Origin of the sequence: Labrenzia sp. CP4 (genome assembly GCF_001579905.1) — a bacterium.
GTDB classification, from domain to species: domain Bacteria; phylum Pseudomonadota; class Alphaproteobacteria; order Rhizobiales; family Stappiaceae; genus Roseibium; species Roseibium algicola.
The window spans coordinates 4,524,253-4,545,358 of the sequence record NZ_CP011927.1; the positions used below are offsets into that span (position 1 = coordinate 4,524,253).

At 59.7% G+C, this 21,106-nt stretch carries 22 protein-coding genes and 2 pseudogenes; 14 read left to right on the forward strand and 10 right to left on the reverse strand.

All coding sequences use genetic code 11. The annotated features are described in order from the left end of the window. Positions 1 to 103 precede the first annotated feature (103 nt). From ACP90_RS20740 to ACP90_RS28810, 3 genes are all read right to left on the reverse strand, one after another. Positions 104 to 763, reverse strand: coding sequence for an ABC transporter ATP-binding protein (locus tag ACP90_RS20740; protein ID WP_062489788.1), 660 nt, complete (start codon positions 761 to 763; stop codon positions 104 to 106). Next, the gene (locus tag ACP90_RS20745; RefSeq protein WP_006939261.1) at positions 760 to 1,548 is read right to left on the reverse strand and encodes an ABC transporter permease; all 789 of its coding nucleotides are present in this window, start codon (positions 1,546 to 1,548) and stop codon (positions 760 to 762) included. Before ACP90_RS20745 ends, ACP90_RS20740 begins: the two co-directional genes overlap by 4 nt. A 304-nt stretch (positions 1,549 to 1,852) precedes the next feature. Continuing rightward, positions 1,853 to 1,984: a hypothetical protein gene (locus tag ACP90_RS28810; protein WP_286145694.1), complete on the reverse strand. Its 132-nt coding sequence runs from the start codon at positions 1,982 to 1,984 to the stop codon at positions 1,853 to 1,855. Between ACP90_RS28810 and ACP90_RS20750 the strand changes: the two genes are divergently transcribed. Then, positions 1,983 to 3,272: an Hsp70 family protein gene (locus tag ACP90_RS20750; RefSeq protein WP_062489792.1), complete on the forward strand. Its 1,290-nt coding sequence runs from the start codon at positions 1,983 to 1,985 to the stop codon at positions 3,270 to 3,272. The two genes, ACP90_RS28810 and ACP90_RS20750, sit on opposite strands and share 2 nt — an antisense overlap. 69 nt (positions 3,273 to 3,341) lie before the next feature. On the opposite strand, the gene ACP90_RS20755 is transcribed toward ACP90_RS20750, so the two are convergent. Then, entirely contained in the window at positions 3,342 to 3,656 is a 315-nt protein-coding gene (locus ACP90_RS20755) for a DUF1905 domain-containing protein (RefSeq protein ID WP_062489794.1), read from the reverse strand. A 66-nt stretch (positions 3,657 to 3,722) separates the two neighbouring features. Beyond that, positions 3,723 to 4,241, reverse strand: coding sequence for an ACT domain-containing protein (locus ACP90_RS20760; protein ID WP_062491835.1), 519 nt, complete (start codon positions 4,239 to 4,241; stop codon positions 3,723 to 3,725). A gap of 317 nt (positions 4,242 to 4,558) precedes the next feature. Here ACP90_RS20760 and ACP90_RS28815 point away from each other — a divergent pair. Beyond that, positions 4,559 to 5,056: pseudogene (locus ACP90_RS28815) on the forward strand (DUF3365 domain-containing protein); the annotation flags it as partial. A gap of 144 nt (positions 5,057 to 5,200) precedes the next feature. Further along, positions 5,201 to 6,004: pseudogene (locus tag ACP90_RS20765) on the forward strand (PP2C family protein-serine/threonine phosphatase); the annotation flags it as partial. Positions 6,005 to 6,149: 145 nt separating this feature from the next. Here the strand turns inward: ACP90_RS20765 and ACP90_RS20770 are convergent. Further along, a complete protein-coding gene (locus ACP90_RS20770) occupies positions 6,150 to 7,550 on the reverse strand; it encodes a PepSY domain-containing protein (protein ID WP_062489798.1) in 1,401 nt (466 codons plus the stop codon). Positions 7,551 to 7,635: 85 nt separating this feature from the next. Continuing rightward, positions 7,636 to 8,010, reverse strand: a complete 375-nt coding sequence (locus tag ACP90_RS20775) for a DUF2946 family protein (RefSeq protein ID WP_062489800.1) — start codon at positions 8,008 to 8,010, stop codon at positions 7,636 to 7,638. A 406-nt stretch (positions 8,011 to 8,416) separates the two neighbouring features. On the opposite strand from ACP90_RS20775, the gene ACP90_RS20780 reads away from it, so the two are divergent. The 9 genes from ACP90_RS20780 (at position 8,417) to ACP90_RS20820 (ending at position 16,132) form a co-directional block, all read left to right on the forward strand. Next, positions 8,417 to 8,656, forward strand: a complete 240-nt coding sequence (locus tag ACP90_RS20780; RefSeq protein WP_031269597.1) for a DUF6732 family protein — start codon at positions 8,417 to 8,419, stop codon at positions 8,654 to 8,656. After that, entirely contained in the window at positions 8,653 to 9,804 is a 1,152-nt protein-coding gene (locus ACP90_RS20785) for a sirohydrochlorin chelatase (RefSeq protein ID WP_062489802.1), read from the forward strand. Before ACP90_RS20780 ends, ACP90_RS20785 begins: the two co-directional genes overlap by 4 nt. A 22-nt stretch (positions 9,805 to 9,826) precedes the next feature. Continuing rightward, positions 9,827 to 10,468, forward strand: coding sequence for a precorrin-8X methylmutase (locus ACP90_RS20790; protein ID WP_062491837.1), 642 nt, complete (start codon positions 9,827 to 9,829; stop codon positions 10,466 to 10,468). Between the two features lies 1 nt (position 10,469). Further along, the gene (locus ACP90_RS20795; RefSeq protein WP_062489804.1) at positions 10,470 to 10,724 is read left to right on the forward strand and encodes a hypothetical protein; all 255 of its coding nucleotides are present in this window, start codon (positions 10,470 to 10,472) and stop codon (positions 10,722 to 10,724) included. Next, positions 10,721 to 11,935: a bifunctional cobalt-precorrin-7 (C(5))-methyltransferase/cobalt-precorrin-6B (C(15))-methyltransferase gene (locus ACP90_RS20800; protein ID WP_062489806.1), complete on the forward strand. Its 1,215-nt coding sequence runs from the start codon at positions 10,721 to 10,723 to the stop codon at positions 11,933 to 11,935. Before ACP90_RS20795 ends, ACP90_RS20800 begins: the two co-directional genes overlap by 4 nt. Beyond that, positions 11,932 to 12,657 (forward strand): precorrin-2 C(20)-methyltransferase, encoded by a 726-nt coding sequence (gene cobI / locus ACP90_RS20805; RefSeq protein ID WP_201030501.1) that lies wholly within the window; start codon positions 11,932 to 11,934, stop codon positions 12,655 to 12,657. Before ACP90_RS20800 ends, cobI begins: the two co-directional genes overlap by 4 nt. Further along, entirely contained in the window at positions 12,627 to 14,549 is a 1,923-nt protein-coding gene (cobJ, locus tag ACP90_RS20810; protein WP_062489809.1) for a precorrin-3B C(17)-methyltransferase, read from the forward strand. The genes cobI and cobJ overlap by 31 nt, the downstream gene beginning before the upstream one ends. Continuing rightward, a complete protein-coding gene (cobM, locus tag ACP90_RS20815) occupies positions 14,546 to 15,319 on the forward strand; it encodes a precorrin-4 C(11)-methyltransferase (RefSeq protein WP_023001619.1) in 774 nt (257 codons plus the stop codon). The genes cobJ and cobM overlap by 4 nt, the downstream gene beginning before the upstream one ends. Before the next feature lie 183 nt (positions 15,320 to 15,502). Then, complete coding sequence (locus ACP90_RS20820) at positions 15,503 to 16,132, forward strand: class I SAM-dependent methyltransferase (RefSeq protein ID WP_062489811.1); 630 nt, start codon at positions 15,503 to 15,505, stop codon at positions 16,130 to 16,132. Here ACP90_RS20820 and ACP90_RS20825 read toward each other — a convergent pair. Together ACP90_RS20825 and cobA are read right to left on the reverse strand one after the other, a co-directional pair. Next, positions 16,129 to 17,448 (reverse strand): cobyrinate a,c-diamide synthase, encoded by a 1,320-nt coding sequence (locus ACP90_RS20825; protein WP_062489813.1) that lies wholly within the window; start codon positions 17,446 to 17,448, stop codon positions 16,129 to 16,131. The genes ACP90_RS20820 and ACP90_RS20825 overlap by 4 nt on opposite strands. Further along, positions 17,438 to 18,328, reverse strand: coding sequence for a uroporphyrinogen-III C-methyltransferase (gene cobA, locus ACP90_RS20830; protein WP_208993377.1), 891 nt, complete (start codon positions 18,326 to 18,328; stop codon positions 17,438 to 17,440). Before cobA ends, ACP90_RS20825 begins: the two co-directional genes overlap by 11 nt. Positions 18,329 to 18,458: 130 nt before the next feature. Here cobA and ACP90_RS20835 point away from each other — a divergent pair, with 130 nt between their 5' ends. Both ACP90_RS20835 and ACP90_RS20840 read left to right on the forward strand, forming a co-directional pair. Further along, a complete protein-coding gene (locus ACP90_RS20835) occupies positions 18,459 to 19,553 on the forward strand; it encodes a cobalt-precorrin-5B (C(1))-methyltransferase (RefSeq protein WP_062489815.1) in 1,095 nt (364 codons plus the stop codon). After that, entirely contained in the window at positions 19,543 to 20,304 is a 762-nt protein-coding gene (locus ACP90_RS20840; protein WP_062489817.1) for a cobalt-precorrin-6A reductase, read from the forward strand. The genes ACP90_RS20835 and ACP90_RS20840 overlap by 11 nt, the downstream gene beginning before the upstream one ends. Here the strand turns inward: ACP90_RS20840 and ACP90_RS20845 are convergent. Then, a complete protein-coding gene (locus ACP90_RS20845; protein ID WP_062489819.1) occupies positions 20,301 to 21,089 on the reverse strand; it encodes a WecB/TagA/CpsF family glycosyltransferase in 789 nt (262 codons plus the stop codon). The genes ACP90_RS20840 and ACP90_RS20845 overlap by 4 nt on opposite strands. Positions 21,090 to 21,106: the final 17 nt, after the last annotated feature.

A 21,106-nucleotide genomic window follows, 5' to 3' on the forward strand; every position in this document is an offset into this window, starting at 1 on the left:
ACGGAAGCTTGAAAACGGCGCCTTTAGACCCGGGTGACGCCTCACTCTCAGCTAATTTTTCTGCAGAAGACATTTTTCAAACCTTGAACCGAAGCGGGCAAACCTAGCGGCGAGCCATATTTTCATCATGTAACGCGATGGCATCATCAATGTTAGCAAAATACGTTAACAACCCATCTTCTAGCACAATTCCAGTTGTGCAATAGTCCTTCAATGCAGCGTTGGAATGCGATACCATGATTATGTCTGAATTCTGTAGTTTTTCCTCAAAAACGCGCCTGCATTTTTTCTGGAAGTTCGAATCGCCTACTGCCGTGATTTCATCCACCAGGTAGTAGTCGAAATCGATACCCATGCTGACCCCGAATGCGAGCCTGGCTTTCATCCCGGACGAGTAGCTGTTGACAGGCATATAGTAGGATTTTCCCAGTTCGGCGAAATCCTGCACATAGTTAACAAGTTCATCGGTGTCGTGACCGTAGATACGAGCGACGAATCGCACGTTCTGTTCCCCGGTTAGAGACCCGTTGAAACTGCCCTGGAACCCTAGTGGAAAAGATACGTTTGCCAATCGAATGATCCGGCCGGACGTCGGTTTGATGGTGCCCGCAATTAGTCTCAGAAGCGTCGACTTTCCCGCTCCATTCCGCCCGAGTAGACCGACACTTCTGCCGCGTGGGACAGTGAAGGTTACATCCTTAGCAATGTAGCGCGTCTCACCTTTCAGCTTGAACGCCTTTGTAAGTCGGTCCAGTCGAATCATTTCGATTCTCGCAGTTTTGCGTCAAACAACCAAATGAGAAAAAGCCCAAAAACGATCGAAAATACGGCAAGGCCGACGATATAGGGCATGTCCACGTAATTGGCACGGTAGGTAGGATAAAATCCGGTGCGGAACAATCCGACGACATGCACAAGTGGGTTCCAGAGCAGATACTCCCGAAAGGGATGCGGAACAGTGTCAGGTAAAAAGAACACGCCAGAGATGATGAAAGCCGGCCGGTTTATAATGCCCCAGACCTGCTGATAGGTGCTGCTCAGGTGAAACCAGACTATATTGGAGGCCCCGACACCAGCACCAAGCACGATGGCGATCAAGGACGCCAGCAAGATAGGACCGAGATCGATTTGTTCGAACGGCACCACAAACCATAGCCCTCCGAACAGAAGTAAATTCACGACGAAAAGCGTAGCGACCTGCAGGACAATCCTACCAATAACTGCATCGTAAGGGCGTACGACCGGGTAGTTCAATAAAGCCCTGTTCGCGTCAATGGCCGAAGCAACCTGATCAGACGTCGAACGGTACATATAAAACGCTGCGTAGCCCGTCGCGAAAAATAACGTAAAACTCCGCCCTAGCGGCGGAACATGAGCGATCCCCGAAAACACCAAGGTAAGGATCGCAATGGTCAACACTGGATCGAGAACGGCCCACATGTATCCGCCAAACTTGTTTCCGTAGCGCGTTGTCATTTCACGTACAACGAGTGCGAAGACTATGGCAAACTGCCGTTGGAGTCCCTTGTGAAGAGGTTCAGAATACAATTGCGTCACACCAGATCAGTTTCTTGCGCTGCAGACCGTAAAACGCCCTTGTGTTAGTTTCCAGTCCGATCGGGCGAAATTATGGAACCGCTCATCTAAAGGCCCCGCGCCCGTGGGTCAACTTCCACGGAGACGACGTTGGAAACAACACACTTCCGATCGCATGATGCGAAGCCGCCGCCGGCGGGCTCATGTATTGTGGAAAGAGTTTTATAGGAGACCTTCCAGAACCGTTCGGGCACAACGCTGTCAGGCAGACACCGATTGGTCGATGAGCATGAGAGCGATCCAGACTCCCTCTTGCCTATTGCCATATCAGTGTTTCGTTCGTATCGAACCCGAGCACTCCAGCATCCAAACCTTTGTCCTGCCGAATGGTGTCGGCCGCGCCAGCGGCAAGCGCCTTGGCCTGGAACTGATCAGGATCCCAGCTCATGCCTAATATCATCGGCCTCGATTTCGGTACCTCCAACACAGTCGCAGTGCTCGCCGACGGGCCTGCGACGATGCCGGTCACGTTTGAGGACGGCTCAAGCAGCTTCACATCGCTTCCGACCGTTCTCAGTTTTCTAGACCGGGGGCCGGCCAAGGCGCTGAATGCGGAGGTCGGGCCCTGGGCGATCCGGCAGTTTCTGGAGAGCTTTGGGGATGTGCGGTTCATCCAGTCGCTGAAGACCTTTGCGGCGAGCCGCGTTTTCAAGGGGACCGGAGTTTTCGGGGTCCGGTTCGAGTTTGAAGATCTGATGGCGACGTTTCTGCAGCGGGCTTTCGAGCGGGCCGGCGCTGCGTTTGATCCCGCGGCAACGCGGCTCGTTATTGGCCGGCCGGTGGAGTTTGCCGGGCATAATCCGGATGAAGAGCTGGCGATGGAGCGGTATCGCAAGGCGTTTCAGAAGGTTGGTTTTGAAGACATCCTCTTTGTTATGGAGCCTGTCGGGGCGGCCTTTTCCTATGCGCAATCGCTGGAACAGGACACGACCATCCTGGTTGCCGACCTTGGCGGCGGTACGACCGACTATTCGATCATGCGATTCGAGACCGAAGCCGGGCACCTGAAAGCGACGCCACTTGGCCGAGGCGGGGTCGGCATTGCCGGTGACACGTTCGACTATCGCATCATCGACAATGTGGTTCTGCCGAAGCTCGGCAAGGGCACCACCTACCGGAGCATGGGCAAGATCCTGGAGATCCCGCCCAACCTCTTTTCCAACTTCGCCCGCTGGCACATGCTGTCAATTTTCAAGACATCAGACGACTTCAAGGAAATGAAGAAGCTGCTGCGCTACTGCGTGGAACCGGAGAAGATTGAGCTTTTCATCGATCTGGTGGAAGAAGACCAGGGCTACCCGCTTTACAAATCCGTCTCGGAAACCAAGGCCCTCCTGTCGTCTGCTGACGAGGCGGAGCTGACTTTTGCCCCGCTCGGTTTGGACTTCCGGGCAACTGTGAAACGTGCGGACTTCGACGGCTGGATTGCGCCTGACCTGAAGAAGATGGATCTGGCGCTGGATGTCACGCTGGAAAAGGCCGGTTTGAGCGAAGCTGACATCGATCGGGTGTTCATGACCGGCGGCACCTCCTTCGTGCCTGCCGTGCGCCGCCAGTTTGCGGAGCGCTTCGGCCAGGAGCGGATTTCCGGCGGCAACGAGCTGACGTCTGTTGCCAACGGCCTTGCACTGATCGGGGCGCGCACGGACGCGGCCGATTGGGCGCTTGCCGCCTGAGTCCGCCTGCCCGGATCCGGCTGAACGAGCCTGACCGACGGAACTCAAAAGCTCAAACAGCCCTCCCCGTCAGAAACCCGGCGGCACCTGAAGCCAAAGTGATACGTCAACGGTGTCTCCGGCTGCGATCTTCTCTTTCTTGCGCACGGCCGACTTGACCGGCAACAGGAACGAGCCCGACGCCTTGTCCGGCCAGATGGTGGTGCTCCATTCGGCCTCGCCGATCCACGCCGTTACCTTGATCATGCCCCAGGCGCTGCCTCTATGGCTTCCTGTGAAAAACCGGATCTGATCGGCACAGGCCGGCGGTAACGTCACAAAGGTCCAGCCGCCTGGGCCGGCGGACAGCCATAGTTTGCCGGTAAAATCCAGCCGGTCGAGCATGAAGTTGCAGCCTCTGTCCTGCTAAGCCTGTGTCGTGTCGCTTCCCTCTGGCAGGATTGAGCGACGTCAGTCAATCAGATTGATGTCCGCCATCAGGTCTCCTGCCGTCTCCTGAAGTGCGTCGCTCAGGCTTGCAGGGTCCAGTCCACTTGGCAGGCGCAGGTCGGCAGATGCCTTGAACAGGGCCTCTCCCTGCATCGAGCCGGAGACGACTTCCGTTTCCAGATGCTCGATGCTGACACCCTTTTCGGAAAGAACGCGGGTGATATCCCGCAAGATGCCCGGGTGGTCCTGGGAGACGAGATCCAGATGAGCGGATGCGCCTTCCGGCAGCTCGGCACCGGTCTGGTCGGAGCGAAGCGTGATATCGATGCCATCGGCGGAAAGAGCTTGCAGCTTTTCCACCAGTTTGTCCGCATGCAGCCCCTCGATCGCGATGCGCACGATGCCTGCAAATTCGCCGCCGAGGCGGGCCATGGAGCTTTCGATCCAGTTGCCGCCGGTGCCGGCGATGATTTCCGCCATCCGCTCGACCAGGCCTGGCCGGTCCTTTGCAATGACTGTGAAAACAAGATGAGTTTGCATGATGCCCCGCTTGCGCATTGGAACTCGACCATCCTACTAGACAGCCTCAACGTGCTGAAAACAAGACTGCAAAATCTCATCTCGAGCTGTGGCCGTTGCGGCAGACAACCGTCATAATGGCGAGATTGATCGGGTTTCCCTTCAGGCTTTCTTGCCGATCCGCATTCCGTTTCAATCCATACTGAAAATCAGGTTTCCCCATGAAGCAGACAGAACCCCGCCGCGTCGACAAATTCTGGCTCACGCTCATCGAACGACCGGCGGTTTTTCTGGTTCTGGTGCTGATCGGGCTTGGCATGTTGCCTGTTGCCGTGTGGATGGACCTGCGCGCCATTTCAGATGCCTCCCTGCGCTCGCAGGCGGTTGACCTGGACCAGGCCATCGGCAAGATCCGGACCTATTACGCGCAAAACGTGATCGCCCGGGTTCAACAGGCGCCGGGCAACATCACCCCGACACATGAATATCACGAAACGCCAGGCGGCATTCCGATTCCCGCCACGCTCTCCATCGAGCTTGGGGAAGTGATCGGCGGCAACGACCATAATCTGCAATACCGATTCGTGTCGGATCTGCCGTTCATGGAGCGCGGATCACACAACCTGACACCTTTCGAGATCAAGGCACTGAACGATTTCCGACAAAGCCGTGATCCTGCAGACCTGGAGATTGCCTACGAAGGATCGATCTTCGACCGAAAGATCCAGATCGCCTCCCCCGTCATGATGGGCGAGGCCTGCGTGTCCTGTCACAACAGCCACCCGGAAAGCCCCAAGACCGACTGGAAGACGGGCGACGTGCGTGGCATTCAGGCGATCACCATCAGCCAACCCATTGCCGCAAACCTCTGGTCGTTCAAATATCTGCTGCTCTACTTTGGCTGTGCAGGGGCGATCGGTGCTGCGGTCACCGCCCTGCAATGGCACCAGGCAACGCGGTTTCACCGGATGAACGTCAATCTGGAGCACGCGAATACGGAAATCGCGCATCTCAACAAGCAGCTGACGTCCGAAAACCTTCGGCTGGGAGCGGAAATTGAAGTCGCAAGGCAGATCCAGATGATGGTGCTGCCGACCAAGGATGAGCTTGGCGGCATTCATGAACTGGAAATCGCGGCATTCATGGAACCGGCAGACGAAGTTGGCGGCGACTATTACGACGTGCTGCAGCTGGACAACAAGGTGAAGATCGGCATTGGCGACGTGACCGGCCATGGCCTGGAAAGCGGCGTTCTGATGCTGATGGTTCAGTCCATCGCCGTCGCCCTGCAGGAACGCGGACCGTCAGATCCGCGCCAGTTCCTGGTTGCACTCAACAGCGCCATCTGCCGCAACCTGAAGCGCACCCGGACCGACAAGCACCTGACGCTGTCCTTCCTCGATTTCGAACCGAACAAGGTAACCTTGTCGGGCCAGCACGAGGAACTGATCATTCTGCGCGAAAACGGCCAATGCGACATCGTCGATACGGTCGATCTCGGCTTCCCCATCGGCCTCGATGAAGACATCGAACCATTCATCGAAACCAGGGAACTGGCGTTCGGTCCCGGAGATCTCATCATTCTCTATACGGATGGCGTGACCGAAGCGGAAAACCCGGACGGTGTGCTGTATGGTCTGGACCGCTTGGTCGCAAGTGCCCGCCGCCACGCTGCACCAAAGGCCGGGCGGGTGCTGGAAGGCATCCTGGCGGACCTCAAGGCCCATATCGACACACAAACGGTGCATGACGACATTACGCTGATGGTGATCCGGCACAAGTAAGCCGGCAGCATTGGCCGCAGCTTGCTGCCGCACACTGCGATCAAAATTTTGGATGCGTATCGCCCCGGATAAGCGCAGCGCCTATCCGGGGTAACAGCAATGTTGAGGAGCAGAACAGTGGCCTCGTCAGACTCCCCGCACGTCGTCATCCGATGGCCTTTCTCAGAACCGGCACGCGTTTGACAACAAGATAGTCCAGCGCCAGCACGCTCAATAGCGTGATGCCGACCAGCGGAAAGGCCAGGGAGACGGCCAGCATCAGAATCATCGCGCCGCGCCAATGCGGCAGGTCATCCGGCATTTTCGGTGCAAAAACCCGAAGAGCTGAGCCTTTCGGCCGTCGCAGCCACCACATGACCAGCCCGCTGATGCAAAGGAAAATCACCGACAGGCAGAATAGGGTGTTGAGCACAACGTTCCAGAGCCCCATGTCGCCTTCGTGAAAGGCAATGCCGATGGCCATGCCCTTGGCCGGCAGGGAATAATCCGCAAAACCGACATCAGCCAGGATCCGCCCGGAGTACTGATCGATATGCACCGTGCGGTCGACCATCGGGTTCTCTGAGTCGTTGCTCATGGAATCCTGGTTGATGGTCCAGACACCGGTTTCATTGCCGGGAAGGTTCACCCGGAACCGGCCTTCAAAGCCGATTTGCCGGCCGAACGCGGCAATACTGTCAAGATCAATCGGCGTTCCGGCAACAATCGCATCGGTGCCGGCATCAGAGCCGGACATCGGCATGCTGGTCTGTTCCAGCCCCCAGGGAACGTCCTTTATCGAGCCGTGGTTCATCGAGGCGTGGGTGTCGTCGGACAGAGGCACGTTTGACCATTTTTCGGCTGGAAACGTGCTCCAGGCCTGAACGAATTTCTCGCCCCAGACACCGGCCCAGGAGAGACCACTGACCAGGAAGACCAGCAGGATAAGAGAAACATAGGCGCCGATCACCTTGTGCAGGCTCTTCCAGGGCGCACGACCGTTTGCACGAAGATCCGGCACAAGAGCATTTCCACTGCCTGCCCGTGGCCACCACAGGTAAAGGCCGGTCACGATCAGCACGATGGCAAGGCCGGCCGCGATTTCGATCAGACGATCACCAAGATCGCCGATCAGCAGCGTACCGTGAATGTCGTTCAGCAAGTCATACCAGCCGTCACGCCGGATCCAGCTCTCAACAACTGAGCCCGAATAAGGATCAACTGCCACCATGTAATTGGTGCCCGCGTCGTTGACGCGGAAGACATTGGCTCCGTCGGCGGTCTTGGCGCCGATCCATTCCACCAGGCTCGCGCCCTGCCCGCGCGTTGCCAGCGCAGCATCGGCCTGCTGCGACAGCGCCACTGGTTCGCCGGCAACTGCAACCTTGATGTATTCCCCATCGCGGCCATCAAGAATGGAAATAAACATCATCGAAAGGCCAGTGACGGCCAGCATGATCAGGAACGGCACGACATAAAGACCGGCGTAAAAGTGCCAACGCCACGCAGCCAGGTAAAATCGGCTGGAGGTAGACGCATTTACAGCGTCCGAAGGGATGTTGCTCATGGGATCTCCACACCCGAGTGCGTCCGTTCGGCAAAAGCCGGACAGACCTCGGGTTCAAAACGAATTCAGATAAGGTTCGGAAAGATCACGCGTTGAGCGGCGGTGCGCGGGCAAAGTTGCGGCCGCGCGGAGTGCTGGAAGCCCAGACCTTTGCAGGTAGAGAACCCGGTTGGCGGGAGATCTCTTCCTGCACGAAAAGGAAAGGCAACCTGTCAGGCGCAGCAAACGCACCGACACCGGCAAAGACGCAATGGCGGGAGGCCTTTTCCGCAGGGCTATTCTCGTCGGAACCCGGCGGAATTTCTGCACCGTTCGCATCCAGCGTAACAGTGCGAAGGCCCTCGGTGGTACACAGCGTGACGGTAAAACCGCCATCCGCGCGCACGTCCGGCATGTACCCCTTGGGCACAAGCGCCGTGACCAGAAACGGCAGCAGTAGCAGTAGCCTGGCTGCCGCCATGAGGTCCGGATGTTTTTGCCGGAAGTTTTCCACGCCCCACTTACCCCGAATCGAGACAGGTTGATCACTAATCCAAAGGGATGACAAAGACAAACCGGTTCTTTTCAGGGAGCCGCAAGACGCAACGATTGCCGGTTTCAGGCCATGGCTGCCTCGTGCCAATGGATGTCGCTTTCATGCTTGATCCGCTATGGCCACTCCCCTAAGGTGCGCCCACCTGACGGCGTCCCGTGGAGGGACTGAAAGCCATTCCGGATGAGGTTGACCCAAGCAGGGGACCAAGGCCGGAGCTGTCCAAGGCATCTGCAGATCAACCGGCTCCGCCGGCTTTTGCGCGTGTTTGCTTTCATTCTTCCCGACGCCTGTTGCCACGCTGCCGATCCGGCATCAGCCACTGGGGAGAGACATGATCAGACGGACCATCCTTGCAGGCCTTGCCGCCGCGCTGCCTACCTCCGCCTTTGCCCATGGGGGCCATCTTGGCGAACTAGCCGGTCATTCCCACTGGGTCGGGGTCGCAGCCCTTGCCGGTGCCGCGCTCGTCGCCGGCATCATCGCCCTCAAAGACAAGAAGCAGAAAAAAGCCGAAGACGCGCCTGAAGCCCGTCCGGAAGACGACGAGACTGCCGGAGAAGCTGCTCAATGAGCGAAAAACTCGGACTGATGATCTGCGGTCATGGCAGCCGCAACAAGGGTGCCGTAAAGCAATTTGCACAGTTGGCGGAAGGCCTGACGGCTCGCTTCCCCGATTGGCCGGTGGAATACGGATATCTGGAATTCGCCAACCCGGTCATTCATGACGGATTGAACAAGCTGCGCGAGGCCGGCTGCACCCGCGTTCTGGCCGTGCCGGGCATGCTGTTTGCCGCTGGTCACGCCAAGAACGACATTCCCTCGGTCCTGAACACCTATCAGGCCATGCATCCGGAGATGACGATCTCCTATGGCCGCGAACTGGCCGTCGACACACGCATGGTGAAAGCCGCCGCTGCCCGTGTTCAGGAAGCGATCGACGCTGCCGACAGCGACGTGCCGCTGCACGAGACCCTGCTGATGGTGGTCGGGCGCGGCGCTTCCGATCCGGACGCGAACTCCAACGTCTCCAAGATTACGCGCATGCTTTGGGAAGGCTTCGGTTTCGGCTGGGCGGAAACCTGCTACTCCGGCGTCACCTTCCCCCTGGTCGGACCCGGTCTCGAACATGCGGCAAGGCTCGGCTACAAGCGCGTCATCGTGTTCCCCTATTTCCTGTTCACCGGCGTACTGGTCCAGCGGATCTATTCGACCACGGACGAAGTTGCCGCCAAACATCCGGAAATCGAATTCCTGAAAGCCGGTTATCTGAACGACCACCCGCAGGTGATCGACACGATGGCCGATCGGGTGCAGGAGATCCTGCAGGGCGCCAATCTGATGAACTGCCAGATGTGCAAGTACCGCGAGCAGGTCCTTGGCTTCGAAGCCGAAGTGGGTCTGGCCCAGGAAAGCCACCACCATCACGTGGAAGGCCTCGGTGCAGAAGCAGAATGCAAGCTGTGTGACGAGATCTGCACCGGGGCCTGCGAAAAGCAGGTGCAGGCGGGTGGTCATCATCACCACGACCATGGTCATCATCATCACGATCATTCCCATGACCATGGGCATGATCATGCGCATCATCATGGCCACTCTCATGATCATTCGCACGAGCATGGGCATGGGCATAGCCACGGGCATGATCACGATCACCACCACCACCCCTACCCGCACGCAGACCATCCGCACGGCCCCCGGTCGTTGAACCGCGGAGACTGAGGCTGCCGTGAGCACCGAAACCATGCCGTCCTACGACTATGAAAAGGACCCGGCGGCGATTTACCGCCAGTCCTTTTCAATCGTGCGGTCGGAAGCAGAACTGTCTCATCTACCCGACGGGCTGAAACCGGTCGCGGTGCGTCTGATCCACGCCTGCGGCATGACAGACCTTCCGCAGGATCTTGCCTGGTCGGAGAATATCCTGGCTGCCGCGCAGGATGCCTTCGCGCGGGCCACACCCGTCTTTTGCGATGTGGAGATGGTGGTGCATGGCGTCATTCGCTCACGACTTCCGGCTGACTGCGACGTGGTTTGCACCTTGAACGACCCCGCGGTTCCGACCCTTGCCAAAGAGCTCGGCACGACCCGCTCGGCTGCTGCGGTCGAGCTCTGGCGCGACAGGCTGGAGGGAGCCATCGTTGCGGTTGGCAATGCACCGACGGCCCTCTTCCATCTGCTTGAAATGATTGCCGCCGGCGGACCGAAACCGGCGCTGGTTCTGGGGTTCCCGGTCGGGTTTGTGGGCGCCGCGGAATCCAAGGAAGCTCTGATCTCCAATCCGTTCAAGGTACCCTTCCTGGCTGTTCGCGGCCGCAGGGGCGGATCGGCCATGGCTGCCGCCGCAGTCAACGCTCTTGCCGCCGGCCTGCCGGAGGAAACGTAAGATGGCCGGAGGTCCGCCGAAAGACGACGAGAAACCAATCGGATTGAAATCCGTTCGCAGCAAAAAGCCTCTGCGGTCACGCGGTTTCCTGTCCCAGCCGGGTGGTTCGGTCAAGACGCCTACGGACAGCAGTGGTGACCAGCCGGTCCATCACCGGTCGCGGGGTGCCCGGCAGGTATCGCCAAACAGTAGCGGCGCGCCACAGGACCTGTCGGTAAAACCGGTGATCAAACCTTATCGTCTGGAGGACAAATGACTTCCTCCACAGACAAGCGCCCGTGGTTGACGCTGGTCGGCCTGGGCGAGGACGGTGTTCTGGCTCCGGGTGGCGCAGAAGCCCTGGCAGGTGCAGACATCGTTTATGGCGGCACCCGACACCTGGAGCTGACGGGCGGGATCATTGCCGAGAAGCGGACATGGCCCAGCCCGTTTGCAACCGTCTTCGAAGATCTGGCAGCGCTCAGGCAGAAGCACGTCGCGGTGTTGGCGACAGGCGATCCCATGTGGTTCGGCATCGGCTCGTCCTTGCTGAAGCATTTCCCTGCAAACGAGCTGATGGTGCTGCCCTCGCCGTCCGCCTTCCAGCTGGCTGCCGCACGAATGGGGTGGGCCTTGCAGGAAACCGACTGCCTGTCGGTTCATGGTCGACCAGTTGATCTGTTGCGGGCATCGCTTTACCCGGGCGCCCGGATCCTGTGTCTAACCAGCAATGCGGAAACTCCCCGCCAGGTGGCTGACCTCCTGGCCGACGAAGGTTATGGGCGCAGCCGGATGACGGTTCTGGAGCATCTCGGCGGCACCAGGGAACGGTGCGTTGCAGGTACCGCGGAAGACTGGTCTGCCGAGGTTGCCGATTTTCACACACTTGCTCTGGATGTGATTGCCGACCCCGGTGTGCGGTTCCGTGCGCGGACACCCGGCCTTGCCGATGATGCCTTTCGCCACGACGGCAAGATGACCAAGCAGGACATCCGCGCCATCACCCTGGCGGAGTTGAAGCCTCACCCAGGCGCACTCTTGTGGGATGTCGGTGCAGGCTGCGGTTCGATTGCCATCGAATGGTTGCGGGCAGCCGACCGAACCCGGGCCATCGGCCTGGAACCGCATGTGGAACGGCGGCAAATGGCGGCTGAAAACGCTGTCGCGCTTGGCGTCCCACATCTGGAACTGTTGGACGCGACCGCTCCGGAGGGCCTCCACGATCTGCCACAGCCGGACGCGATCTTCATTGGCGGCGGCCTGACAGCCTCCGGTGTGATCGAGGCCTGTCTTGCAGCGCTAGGCCCAGGGGGGCGGCTTGTCGCCAATGCAGTGACCCTGGAGAGCGAGGCCATACTTCTCTCCGCCTATCAGTCTCATGGAGGCACTTTGAAGAAAGTTTCCGTTCACCGGGCAAGCGCCGTCGGCGGCTTGACCGGATGGCGTCCCTTGATGCCCGTGACGCAGTGGAGCCTGACGAGATCATGACGGGCACACTCTATGGCGTAGGTCTTGGCCCGGGCGATCCGGAGCTGATGACCCTGAAGGCGCACAGGCTGATCACAACCGCACGGGTAATTGCCTACCCCGCGCCCGATTCCGGTGAAAGCTTTGCCCGGTCAATCGCCTCTGCTGTGATCCCTGTCGGCGTGCGGGAAATCCCGATTGTCGTGCCGATGCGAGTCGACAGGTTCCCGGCACAGGAGATCTACGACAAGGCCGCCGAAGAGATAGCCGCCGTTTTGGCAAACGGTGAGGATGTCGTGACCTTGTGTGAAGGAGATCCCTTCTTCTTCGGTTCGTTCATGTATCTGTTCGAGCGCCTGTCCGACCGTTTCACGATAGAAATCGTGCCCGGTGTCACCTCGCTGACAGCCTGCGCCGCTCAGTTGAGACGACCGCTGACGGCACGAAACGATGTACTAACCGTCATTCCTGGCCCGCTTCCGGACGCGGACATCCGCCGCAAGATCGAAGAAGCCCAGGCGGTTGCCATCATGAAGGTCGGCCGTCACCTGACACGGCTGAAGACCTTGCTTTCCGACATGGGGCTGCTGGAAAAGGCCGGTTACGTGGAACGTGCCAGCCTGCCGGAGCAGAAGGTTCATCGGCTCATCGACCTTGAGACCGACACCGCCCCCTATTTTTCCATGATCCTCATCTACAAGGGAGAAGAAGCGTGGACGCTTCCCCCATCCTACTCGTCCTGAACCAGGCTGGCCTTGCCGCTGCCGAAGTGATCGCCAGGCGGTTTTCAACCGCCCGCATCCACGGGCTTGCCGGCCGTGTGCCGACAGCGGACACCCAGTTCAACGAAACGATCGACCATATCCGCCTGTTGTTTCAGGCCGGTCATCCGATCGTCGGCTTCTGCGCCAGCGGCATTCTGATCCGTGCGCTTGCACCGGTCTTGTCCGACAAGACAAGCGAACCGCCGGTGATCGCCGTGTCGGAAGACGGCAAGAGTGTCGTGCCGCTTCTCGGCGGGCATCGCGGTGCCAACGAACTGGCCAAGCTTCTGGCCAGCGCTCTCGGTGGGCACGCGGCGATCACGACGGCTGGGGATACCAAGCTTGGTGTTGCGCTCGACGCCCCGCCCCGCGGCTGGCGTCTCGCCAATCCGGAAGATGCAAAACCGGTGATGGCCGAGCTGCTCTCCGGCGCTCCCGTCCGCCTGGAAGGCCGCGCCGATTGGCTGAAAGAGGCAAAGCTGCAGCAGGCAGACGATGCCGCCATCACGCTTTCGGCAACCGAACATCCGGAAGAAGCAGGCCCGACGCGTCTGGTCTACCACCCGCAGCGCTATGCTGTTGGCGTCGGCTGCGCGCGCGGGTGCGATGCGGCCGAACTGATCGAACTGGTCGAGACCGAACTGGCGGGTGCCAACATTGCCAAGGGCGCTGTTGCCTGCATCGCGACCATCGACCTCAAGGCAGATGAGGCCGCTGTCAATGCTCTCGCCGCGCATCTGGATGTGCCGCTTCGGGTCTTTTCCGCAGAAGACCTGCAGCGCGAGACCCCGCGCCTGAAAAACCCGTCGCCCGTCGTCTTCAAGGAAGTCGGCTGTTACGGCGTTTCGGAAGGGGCTGCACTGGCCGTGTCCGGAGCCTTTGGAACACTGAAGGTCGAAAAGCAGAAAACCGAAAACGCAACTTGCGCCATTGCACGGTCTCCGAAGTGGATTGACACCGACACGGTCGGCCGGGCTCGCGGGCATCTGTCCGTTATCGGTATCGGTCCGGGCAAGGACGACTGGCGCACACCGGAGGCCACCAAGCTTCTGGCGGAAGCAACCGATGTTGTCGGCTACTCGCTTTATCTCGACATTGTTGACCAGCACATTACCGGCAAGACCCACCACAACTTCCCGCTTGGCGCGGAAGAGGACCGCGTCCGCTTTGCGCTGGAAGAAGCCGGCAAGGGCAAGAATGTCGCGCTGATTTCCTCCGGTGATGCCGGCATCTACGCCATGGGTTCGCTGGTCTATGAACTGTTGCACAGGAATGAGGAGTATGGCGGTGTGTCGGATGCCGCCAAGCGGGTCAGCGTCACAAATGCGCCGGGCATTTCCGCCCTTCAGGCCTGCTCGGCCCGTATCGGCGCGCCGCTTGGCCATGATTTCTGTGCGATCTCGCTGTCCGATCTCCTCACCCCTTGGGAGGTGATCGAAAGGCGCCTGAGGGCAGCGGCCGAGGGCGACTTCGTGATTGCCTTCTACAACCCGGTGTCCAAACGCCGCCGCACGCAGCTTGCAGCCGCAAAGGAAATCCTGCTGGAGCACCGCTCGGCAGCGACACCGGTCATTCTCGGCGTCAATCTTGGCCGGCCCGAGGAAACCATCCGCGTCACCAGTCTGCATGCGCTCAGCGTCGACGATGTCGACATGCTGACCACCGTGCTGGTCGGCTCGACCAACACCCGCACCGTCATGCGCGGTGACGGGAAACCTTTCGTCTATACGCCGCGCGGTTATGCCAAGCGGATCGACGCACCAAAGCCGGTGGAAGCAGCACCAGTTGCCACTGAAGCCGCGCCTTCGTCCCAGATGGCAGACGTGACGACCGACATTTCCGACATTCTCGAAACGGATGACAAATCATGACCGTTCATTTCATTGGCGCCGGACCTGGCGATCCCGATCTCATCACCGTTCGTGGCCTGAAGCTCATCCAATCCTGCCCGGTCTGCCTTTTCGCAGGCTCGCTGGTGCCTGAACAGATCGTTGCCGCCGCGCCGGAAGGTGCACGCGTCATAGACACGGCCCCGATGACGCTTGACGAGATCATCGACGAGATCAAGGCTGCCCATGAAAAGGGCCAGAACGTTGCCCGGGTTCATTCCGGCGACCCTTCCATTTACGGTGCAACGGCGGAGCAGATGCGCCGTCTGGACGCACTCGGCATCGATTATGATGTAACCCCGGGCGTGCCGGCCTTCGCGGCCGCGGCCGCTGCACTCAAGACCGAGCTGACCATCCCGGAAGTTGCCCAGACCATCATTGTCACCCGCACGGCAATGAAATCCTCGGCGATGCCGAATAACGAGGACCTGGACACGCTTGGCAAGAGCGGGGCGACGCTGGCAATTCACCTGTCGATCAGGAACCTGCGGGAAGTCGAACGCCAGTTGACGCCGCATTACGGTGCCGATTGCCCGGTGATTGTCGCCTACCGCGTCGGTTGGCCGGATGAGGCCTTCATTCACGGCACATTGTCGACCATTGCCGCAGAAGTGCGTGCCTCCAAGATCACCCGCACCGCGCTGATCTTCGTCGGCCATGCCTTGAAGCCTGCAGCTGATTTCCGCGACAGCGCCCTCTACGACGCCGACCACGTGCATGTGCTGCGCCCGAAGAAGAAGGCGAAAGCCTGAGGAACCGGCGGAACCAAACCACTTCGCGGCCTTCCACTGTCTGTCATCATCGGTATGTGGGAGGTCGCGAAACGCTTCGCAGGTTCATCGAGCAATGATTTGCCTGTCCGAGAGCGCTCATTTGCATATCGCTCCTGCCCTCGCCTAATCTCAACAGGATTAAGACCGGACAGGAGCAATCCCATGACAGATGAAAACCCACTTCTGAAACAGGCGATTTCTCTCAGCGGTGATCCCGATGCCATTCGCAAGTTCTACGCGGACTGGGCGGAGACCTACGATGCCGATCTGCTTCAGACCATAGGGTATGTCGGCCCCAGGATTGCAGCGGAAGCACTGGTAAAACGCCTGCCCAAAACGGCGCTGGTTCTGGACGCAGGCTGTGGGACCGGTCTCGTCGGGAGCGAGTTGATCAGTCGCAATTCAGCCCTGACCATTGACGGCATAGACCTGACACCGGCGATGCTGGAGCATTCGCGCAGCCGTGGGATTTACCGCAATCTGTCCCAGGCCGACATGATGGCCACGCTCTCAGGCATTGACGACAACATTTATGACGGCATCGTCAGCGCTGGCGTCTTCACGAATGGCCATGTGGGTCCGGAAGGGATCGACGAACTGCTGCGCATCGCCAAACCGGGTGCTCCCATCGTCCTGACAGTACGCGATAGCGCCTGGGAGGCCGACGGCTTCAAGGCCAAGGTCGAACAGCTGGAACAGGACGGCAAGACAAGGACGCTGGAGATCACCCATTGTCCCTATCACACCAAGGAAGACGTCTATTGCGAGCTGGTCGTGCTTGAGGTGGTTTAGGCAACAGCAATGACATGGGCAAAGGAGCCCATGACCGGTCCGGCGCGCAGCCCCATCTGTGCCAGTTCGTTGCCTTCGGCATCTTCCGCTGAAAACAGCCGCTCCGCCCCGCCTTCCGACATTATGGAGGCATAGTGGAATTCGTGTGCGGATAGCGGCATTTGCCAGGGTAGGTCACGGAGTGGCATGACTTTTCGGTAGCCGAGGTGACGCTTGCGGGTCTGAAACGAGGTTTCCAGCGGCAAAAGCCCCAGCATTTCGTGGCGTGTGCCATCGGCATCGATCATGCCCTTGCCGAGTGCCATGTAGCCACCACACTCGCCATAGATCAGCTTTCCGGTGGCTGCGGCCCTCAAGACCCCAGCCTTGAACCTGTCTGCCGCAGCCAGCTTTCCGGCATGTAGCTCCGGATAACCGCCGGGAAGAAAAATTGCATCGGCATCAGGCGACGGCGCTTCATCCGCGAGTGGCGAGAAGAACTCGAGCCTCGCGCCCTGCCTTCGCCAGAACTCCAGCAGATGCGGATAGGAAAAGGCAAAGGCAACGTCCCGGGCTATGGCAATGCACTGGCCAAGCGGCGCGGGCAGGTGTTCCCTGTTATCACCGGCAGGGCTCAGTGGTTCCGCCAATGTTTCCAGGCGGTTCAGGTCTACATTCCGGGCACACAGGTCGCTTGCCTTTTCCAGGAAGGTTTCCAGATCCGGATGCTCCCCCGCCTGGACAAGCCCCAGGTGGCGTTCTGGAAGGCCTAGTTCCTGAGCCCGCGGCAAGACACCCAGAACATCCACGGCGAGCGGTGCCAGTGCTGCGCGCAACATGGCTTCGTGGCGCGGGCTGCCAACCTTGTTGAGAATAACGCCTGCGAGATTGATATCCGGCCGGAAGCTTTGAAACCCATGAACAAGCGCTGCGACCGACTGGGCCTGTTTGCCGCAATCGACAACGAGAATCACGGGTAGATGCAGCGTTGCCGCCAGATCGGCAGCTGAGCCCTTGCCGCTGGCAGCTCCGTCGAAAAGCCCCATGGCGCCTTCGACCACGAGTACGTCATGACTGTCGGCCTGACGGTGGACAAGCATCTGCAGTGTCGCCGGGTCCATAGCCCAGGCATCCAGGTTGATGCAGGGCGTCCCGCTGGCAGCTTCGTGGAATTTCGGATCGATGTAATCTGGGCCGGACTTGGCGGAAACGACCGAACGCCCGGCAGATTTCAGTGCGCGCAGCAACGCAAGCGTCAGTGTGGTCTTGCCAGCACCTGACGATGGCGCCGCGATCAGAACACCCTTGGCGCTTGCCTTGGCAGTGTCAGCCGGCATCGGCAGAACGGGAGGATATGCGCAGGCCTAGCGGGTCGCTGTCCAGCACCTTGCCTGACAGGGCGCCGAGCCAGTCGAGCCCCTTGCGCAGACGGACAACCTCACCGACACAAACAACTGCCGGTGGTTCGATCCCGGCAGCCTTCGCTTCTTCAGCGCAGCGGCCCAGCGTGGTTTCCAGAACGTCCTGGCCTGCAAGGGACGCATTGCACACGATACCCACAGGTTCATCCACAGATCGTCCACCGGCAATCAGTTTTCCGGCTATGACGTCCAGATGCTTCATCGCCATATACATGACAATGACGGGCGAACCCTTGGCGATACCATCCCAGCTGATCGCGTCCGGGGTGAGGCCCGTCTGGTCATGGCCTGTCAGGAAGGTGACTGCCTGGTTGCAGTCCCGGTGGGTTGCGGGAATCCCCGCATAGGCCAGACCGCCGATACCGGCGGTGATGCCGGGAATGATACGGAACGGTACACCGGCCTCGACAAGGCCGAGCGCTTCCTCGCCGCCACGGCCGAAGACGAAAGGATCGCCGCCCTTCAGGCGAAGCACTCTATTACCTTCGCGGGCGTAATCGATCAGCTTCAAGGTTATGTCGCGCTGTTTCGGGCTCGGTTTGCCGCCGCGCTTGCCCGCGTAGTCAGTCACGGCTCCCGGTTTGACCCAGTCAAGAATGCTCTGATCGACAAGGGCATCAAACACGACAACATCGGCCTGGCGCAGACCATTGAGCGCATGCAGTGTCAGAAGGCCGGGATCGCCCGGACCTGCACCGGCAAGCCAAACCCAGCCGGGTTCGAACACGGGTAACCCACCTGGCAGGTCTCCCGGCAAGCCTTCATGCGGTCGGTTGTTGTCGTCTTCTCCAGTCATGGTTCCTGTTTACCCGCGTGGCCCGGTAACGCCAAGCGCTTCGGCGATCAAAAACGATGCGAAAACGACATTTCATCGCGCACATAAACTAATATGCACAAAGCGGAATTTCATCGTCTATAGAAAGAGCATGTCGAAGGAAGAGCCAAAAGAGCTGCGGCGGGGCTGGACGACGGGAGCCTGTGCGACAGCAGCCACCAAGGCGGCGTATCAGGCCCTTTTGACCGGCGATTTCCCGGATCCGGTCGAAATCACCCTGCCCAAGGGGGGCACGGCCTCCTTTGCGCTGACCCGGCATACGCTTTCAGGAAAATCGGCGTCCGCCGCCATCGTCAAGGATGCCGGGGACGACCCCGATGTGACCCATGGCGCCTTAGTCAGTGCGACCGTCAACCTGTTGCCTCCTGGTTCTGGAGTAATCTTCAGGGCCGGAGAAGGTGTCGGCACCGTCACAAGGCCTGGCCTGCCGATCCCGCCGGGCGAACCTGCCATCAATCCGGTGCCGCGCCAGATGATGCGGACGGCAATCGATGAGGTTTCTCAACTGAATGGCGGGGCCGGCGATGTCGAGATAACGGTCTCGATCGAAGGCGGCGCAGAGCTCGCCCTCAAGACGATGAATCCCAGGCTTGGTATCCTGGGCGGCTTGTCCGTACTTGGCACGACCGGCATCGTCCGGCCGTTTTCCTGCGCTGCGTGGATTGCGTCCATTCATCGGGGCATCGATGTTGCGCGCGCAGTCGGGCTGTCACATGTGGTTGGCGCAACCGGCGCCAGTTCCGAAGACGCAGTCAAGGCCCGATACGATCTGGATGAAACCGCCTTTCTCGACATGGGGGATTTCGCCGGCGGTTTGCTGAAGTACCTGCGCAGTCATCCGGTTGACCGGCTGACCCTCGCAGGCGGATTTGCGAAGTTCACCAAGCTGGCTCAAGGGGCGCTCGATCTGCATTCGGCCCGCAGCTCCGTCGACTTCGAATTCCTGCAGGATCTTCTGCGTCAGGAGAACGCTTCCGCGGATCTGATTGAACAGGCCGCCTCGGCCAACACGGCCAAGGAGGTGCTGGATGCCTCCCTGGCTGCCGGTATCGATCTCAGTGGCCCACTTGCGCGGCGAACGAAGGGCGCCGTCCGCCAGATCCTGCGCGATGCACCGGTGGATGTGGAAGTTCTGATCACCGATCGCCAGGGCAAAGTGCTGGGAGAAACAGGCTTTGACCGCTAAGGCAGATCATATCCTGCTGCTCGCCGGAACAAGCGAAGCCCGGCAATTGGCCGGAACGCTGGCGGAAACATTTCCGGAAAGTCGCCTGACCGCCTCTTTTGCCGGAGCGGTTCGTGACCTGCCTGATCTTGGCGTCCCGACACGCGTCGGCGGTTTTGGCGGCTCCGAAGGTCTGCTTGCCTTCATGCGGCACGAAGGGATCACCGTCATTGTCGATGCGACCCATCCCTTCGCTGCCCAGATGAGTCGTAACGCGGCCGAAGCCGCCAAGATGCTCAAGGTACCGCTTGTGCGCCTGGAACGGCCATGCTGGCAACCCGGTGAAGGCGACGCCTGGACAAATGTCCTGACCATGGACGATGCGGCCGAGGCCCTGCCTGATGGCGCGCGCGCCTTCCTGGCCATTGGCCGCAAGGAGATCGAGCGCTTCACTCCTCGAGACGATATTTTCGGTCTTGTCCGGATGATCGAGCCGCCCAAAACACGATTACCTCCCGCCTGGGAGTTGATCCTCTCCCGCCCCCCGGCATCTGCCGATGAGGAAGTCTCGCTGTTTCTGGAAAAGAGCATCACTCATGTGGTGACGAAAAACAGTGGTGGCAGTCGTTCCTACGCCAAGATCGAGGCTGCGCGGACCTTGAAACTTCCCGTCATCATGATCGCCCGGCCAGAACTGCCGGAAGCCGAAACTGCTCCAACGAATTCAGCGCTCGTTGACCGGTTACGGCAGATCCTTGCACGTGGGAGCTAGCGCGAAACGCCGGACCTGGAAAATCTGATTTTCATCAGGGCAAACAGAAAACGCGGTATGCCTATGACATAGCGGCGGAACAGGCGGCGAGGTTCCTGCAACAGGCGGAACAGCCACTCAAGGCCAGCGGCCTGAACAATCTTCGGTGCGCGGACAACGGCCCCGGACATGAAGTCAAACAGCGCCCCGACCCCGATCGCGACCGGAACTGCCAGCGCCGACCGGTTCTCAACGATGAAAGTCTCCTGCCTGGGGTTCCCCATGGCAACAAGCAAAAGGTCTGGCTTTGCCTCGTTGATCCCCTGGCACAAGCTGTCCAGTTCATCGCTTGCGAAATAGCCGTCCCGGTAGCCAACCACCTGGTGCTTCGGATAGGCAGTCTCGATATGCTCCTTGGCAAGGCGAACCTGTTCTTCCTTGGCGCCGAGCAGATAGATCCGCAGCGGAATGCCGATGTTCGCCAGGATCCGGGGAATGAGGTCAGTCCCGTTCAGATTTTCCGGAAACGGCTCTTCCCTGAGCAGCTTGCTGGCAAGACTGATACCGATCCCGTCGTTCAGAAGCGTCATTTTCTGGAGTGTTGCAGCGTAGCGGGGATCATCCATCGCTGACAGGAGCGTATGGGCGTTGCAGATGGCAATATCGAGGTTCTGCCGCTTTTGAACGGCGGCCTCGACAAGCTGGATGGCATCCCGGGAGCGAAGACGCCCGATGGCAAACGGACCGATAGCGGTTGCTTCGATCCGGCACCCCAGCAGTTCACTCTCGAAATCTTTTGCCAGCATTCCGTTCCCAGTCTCCC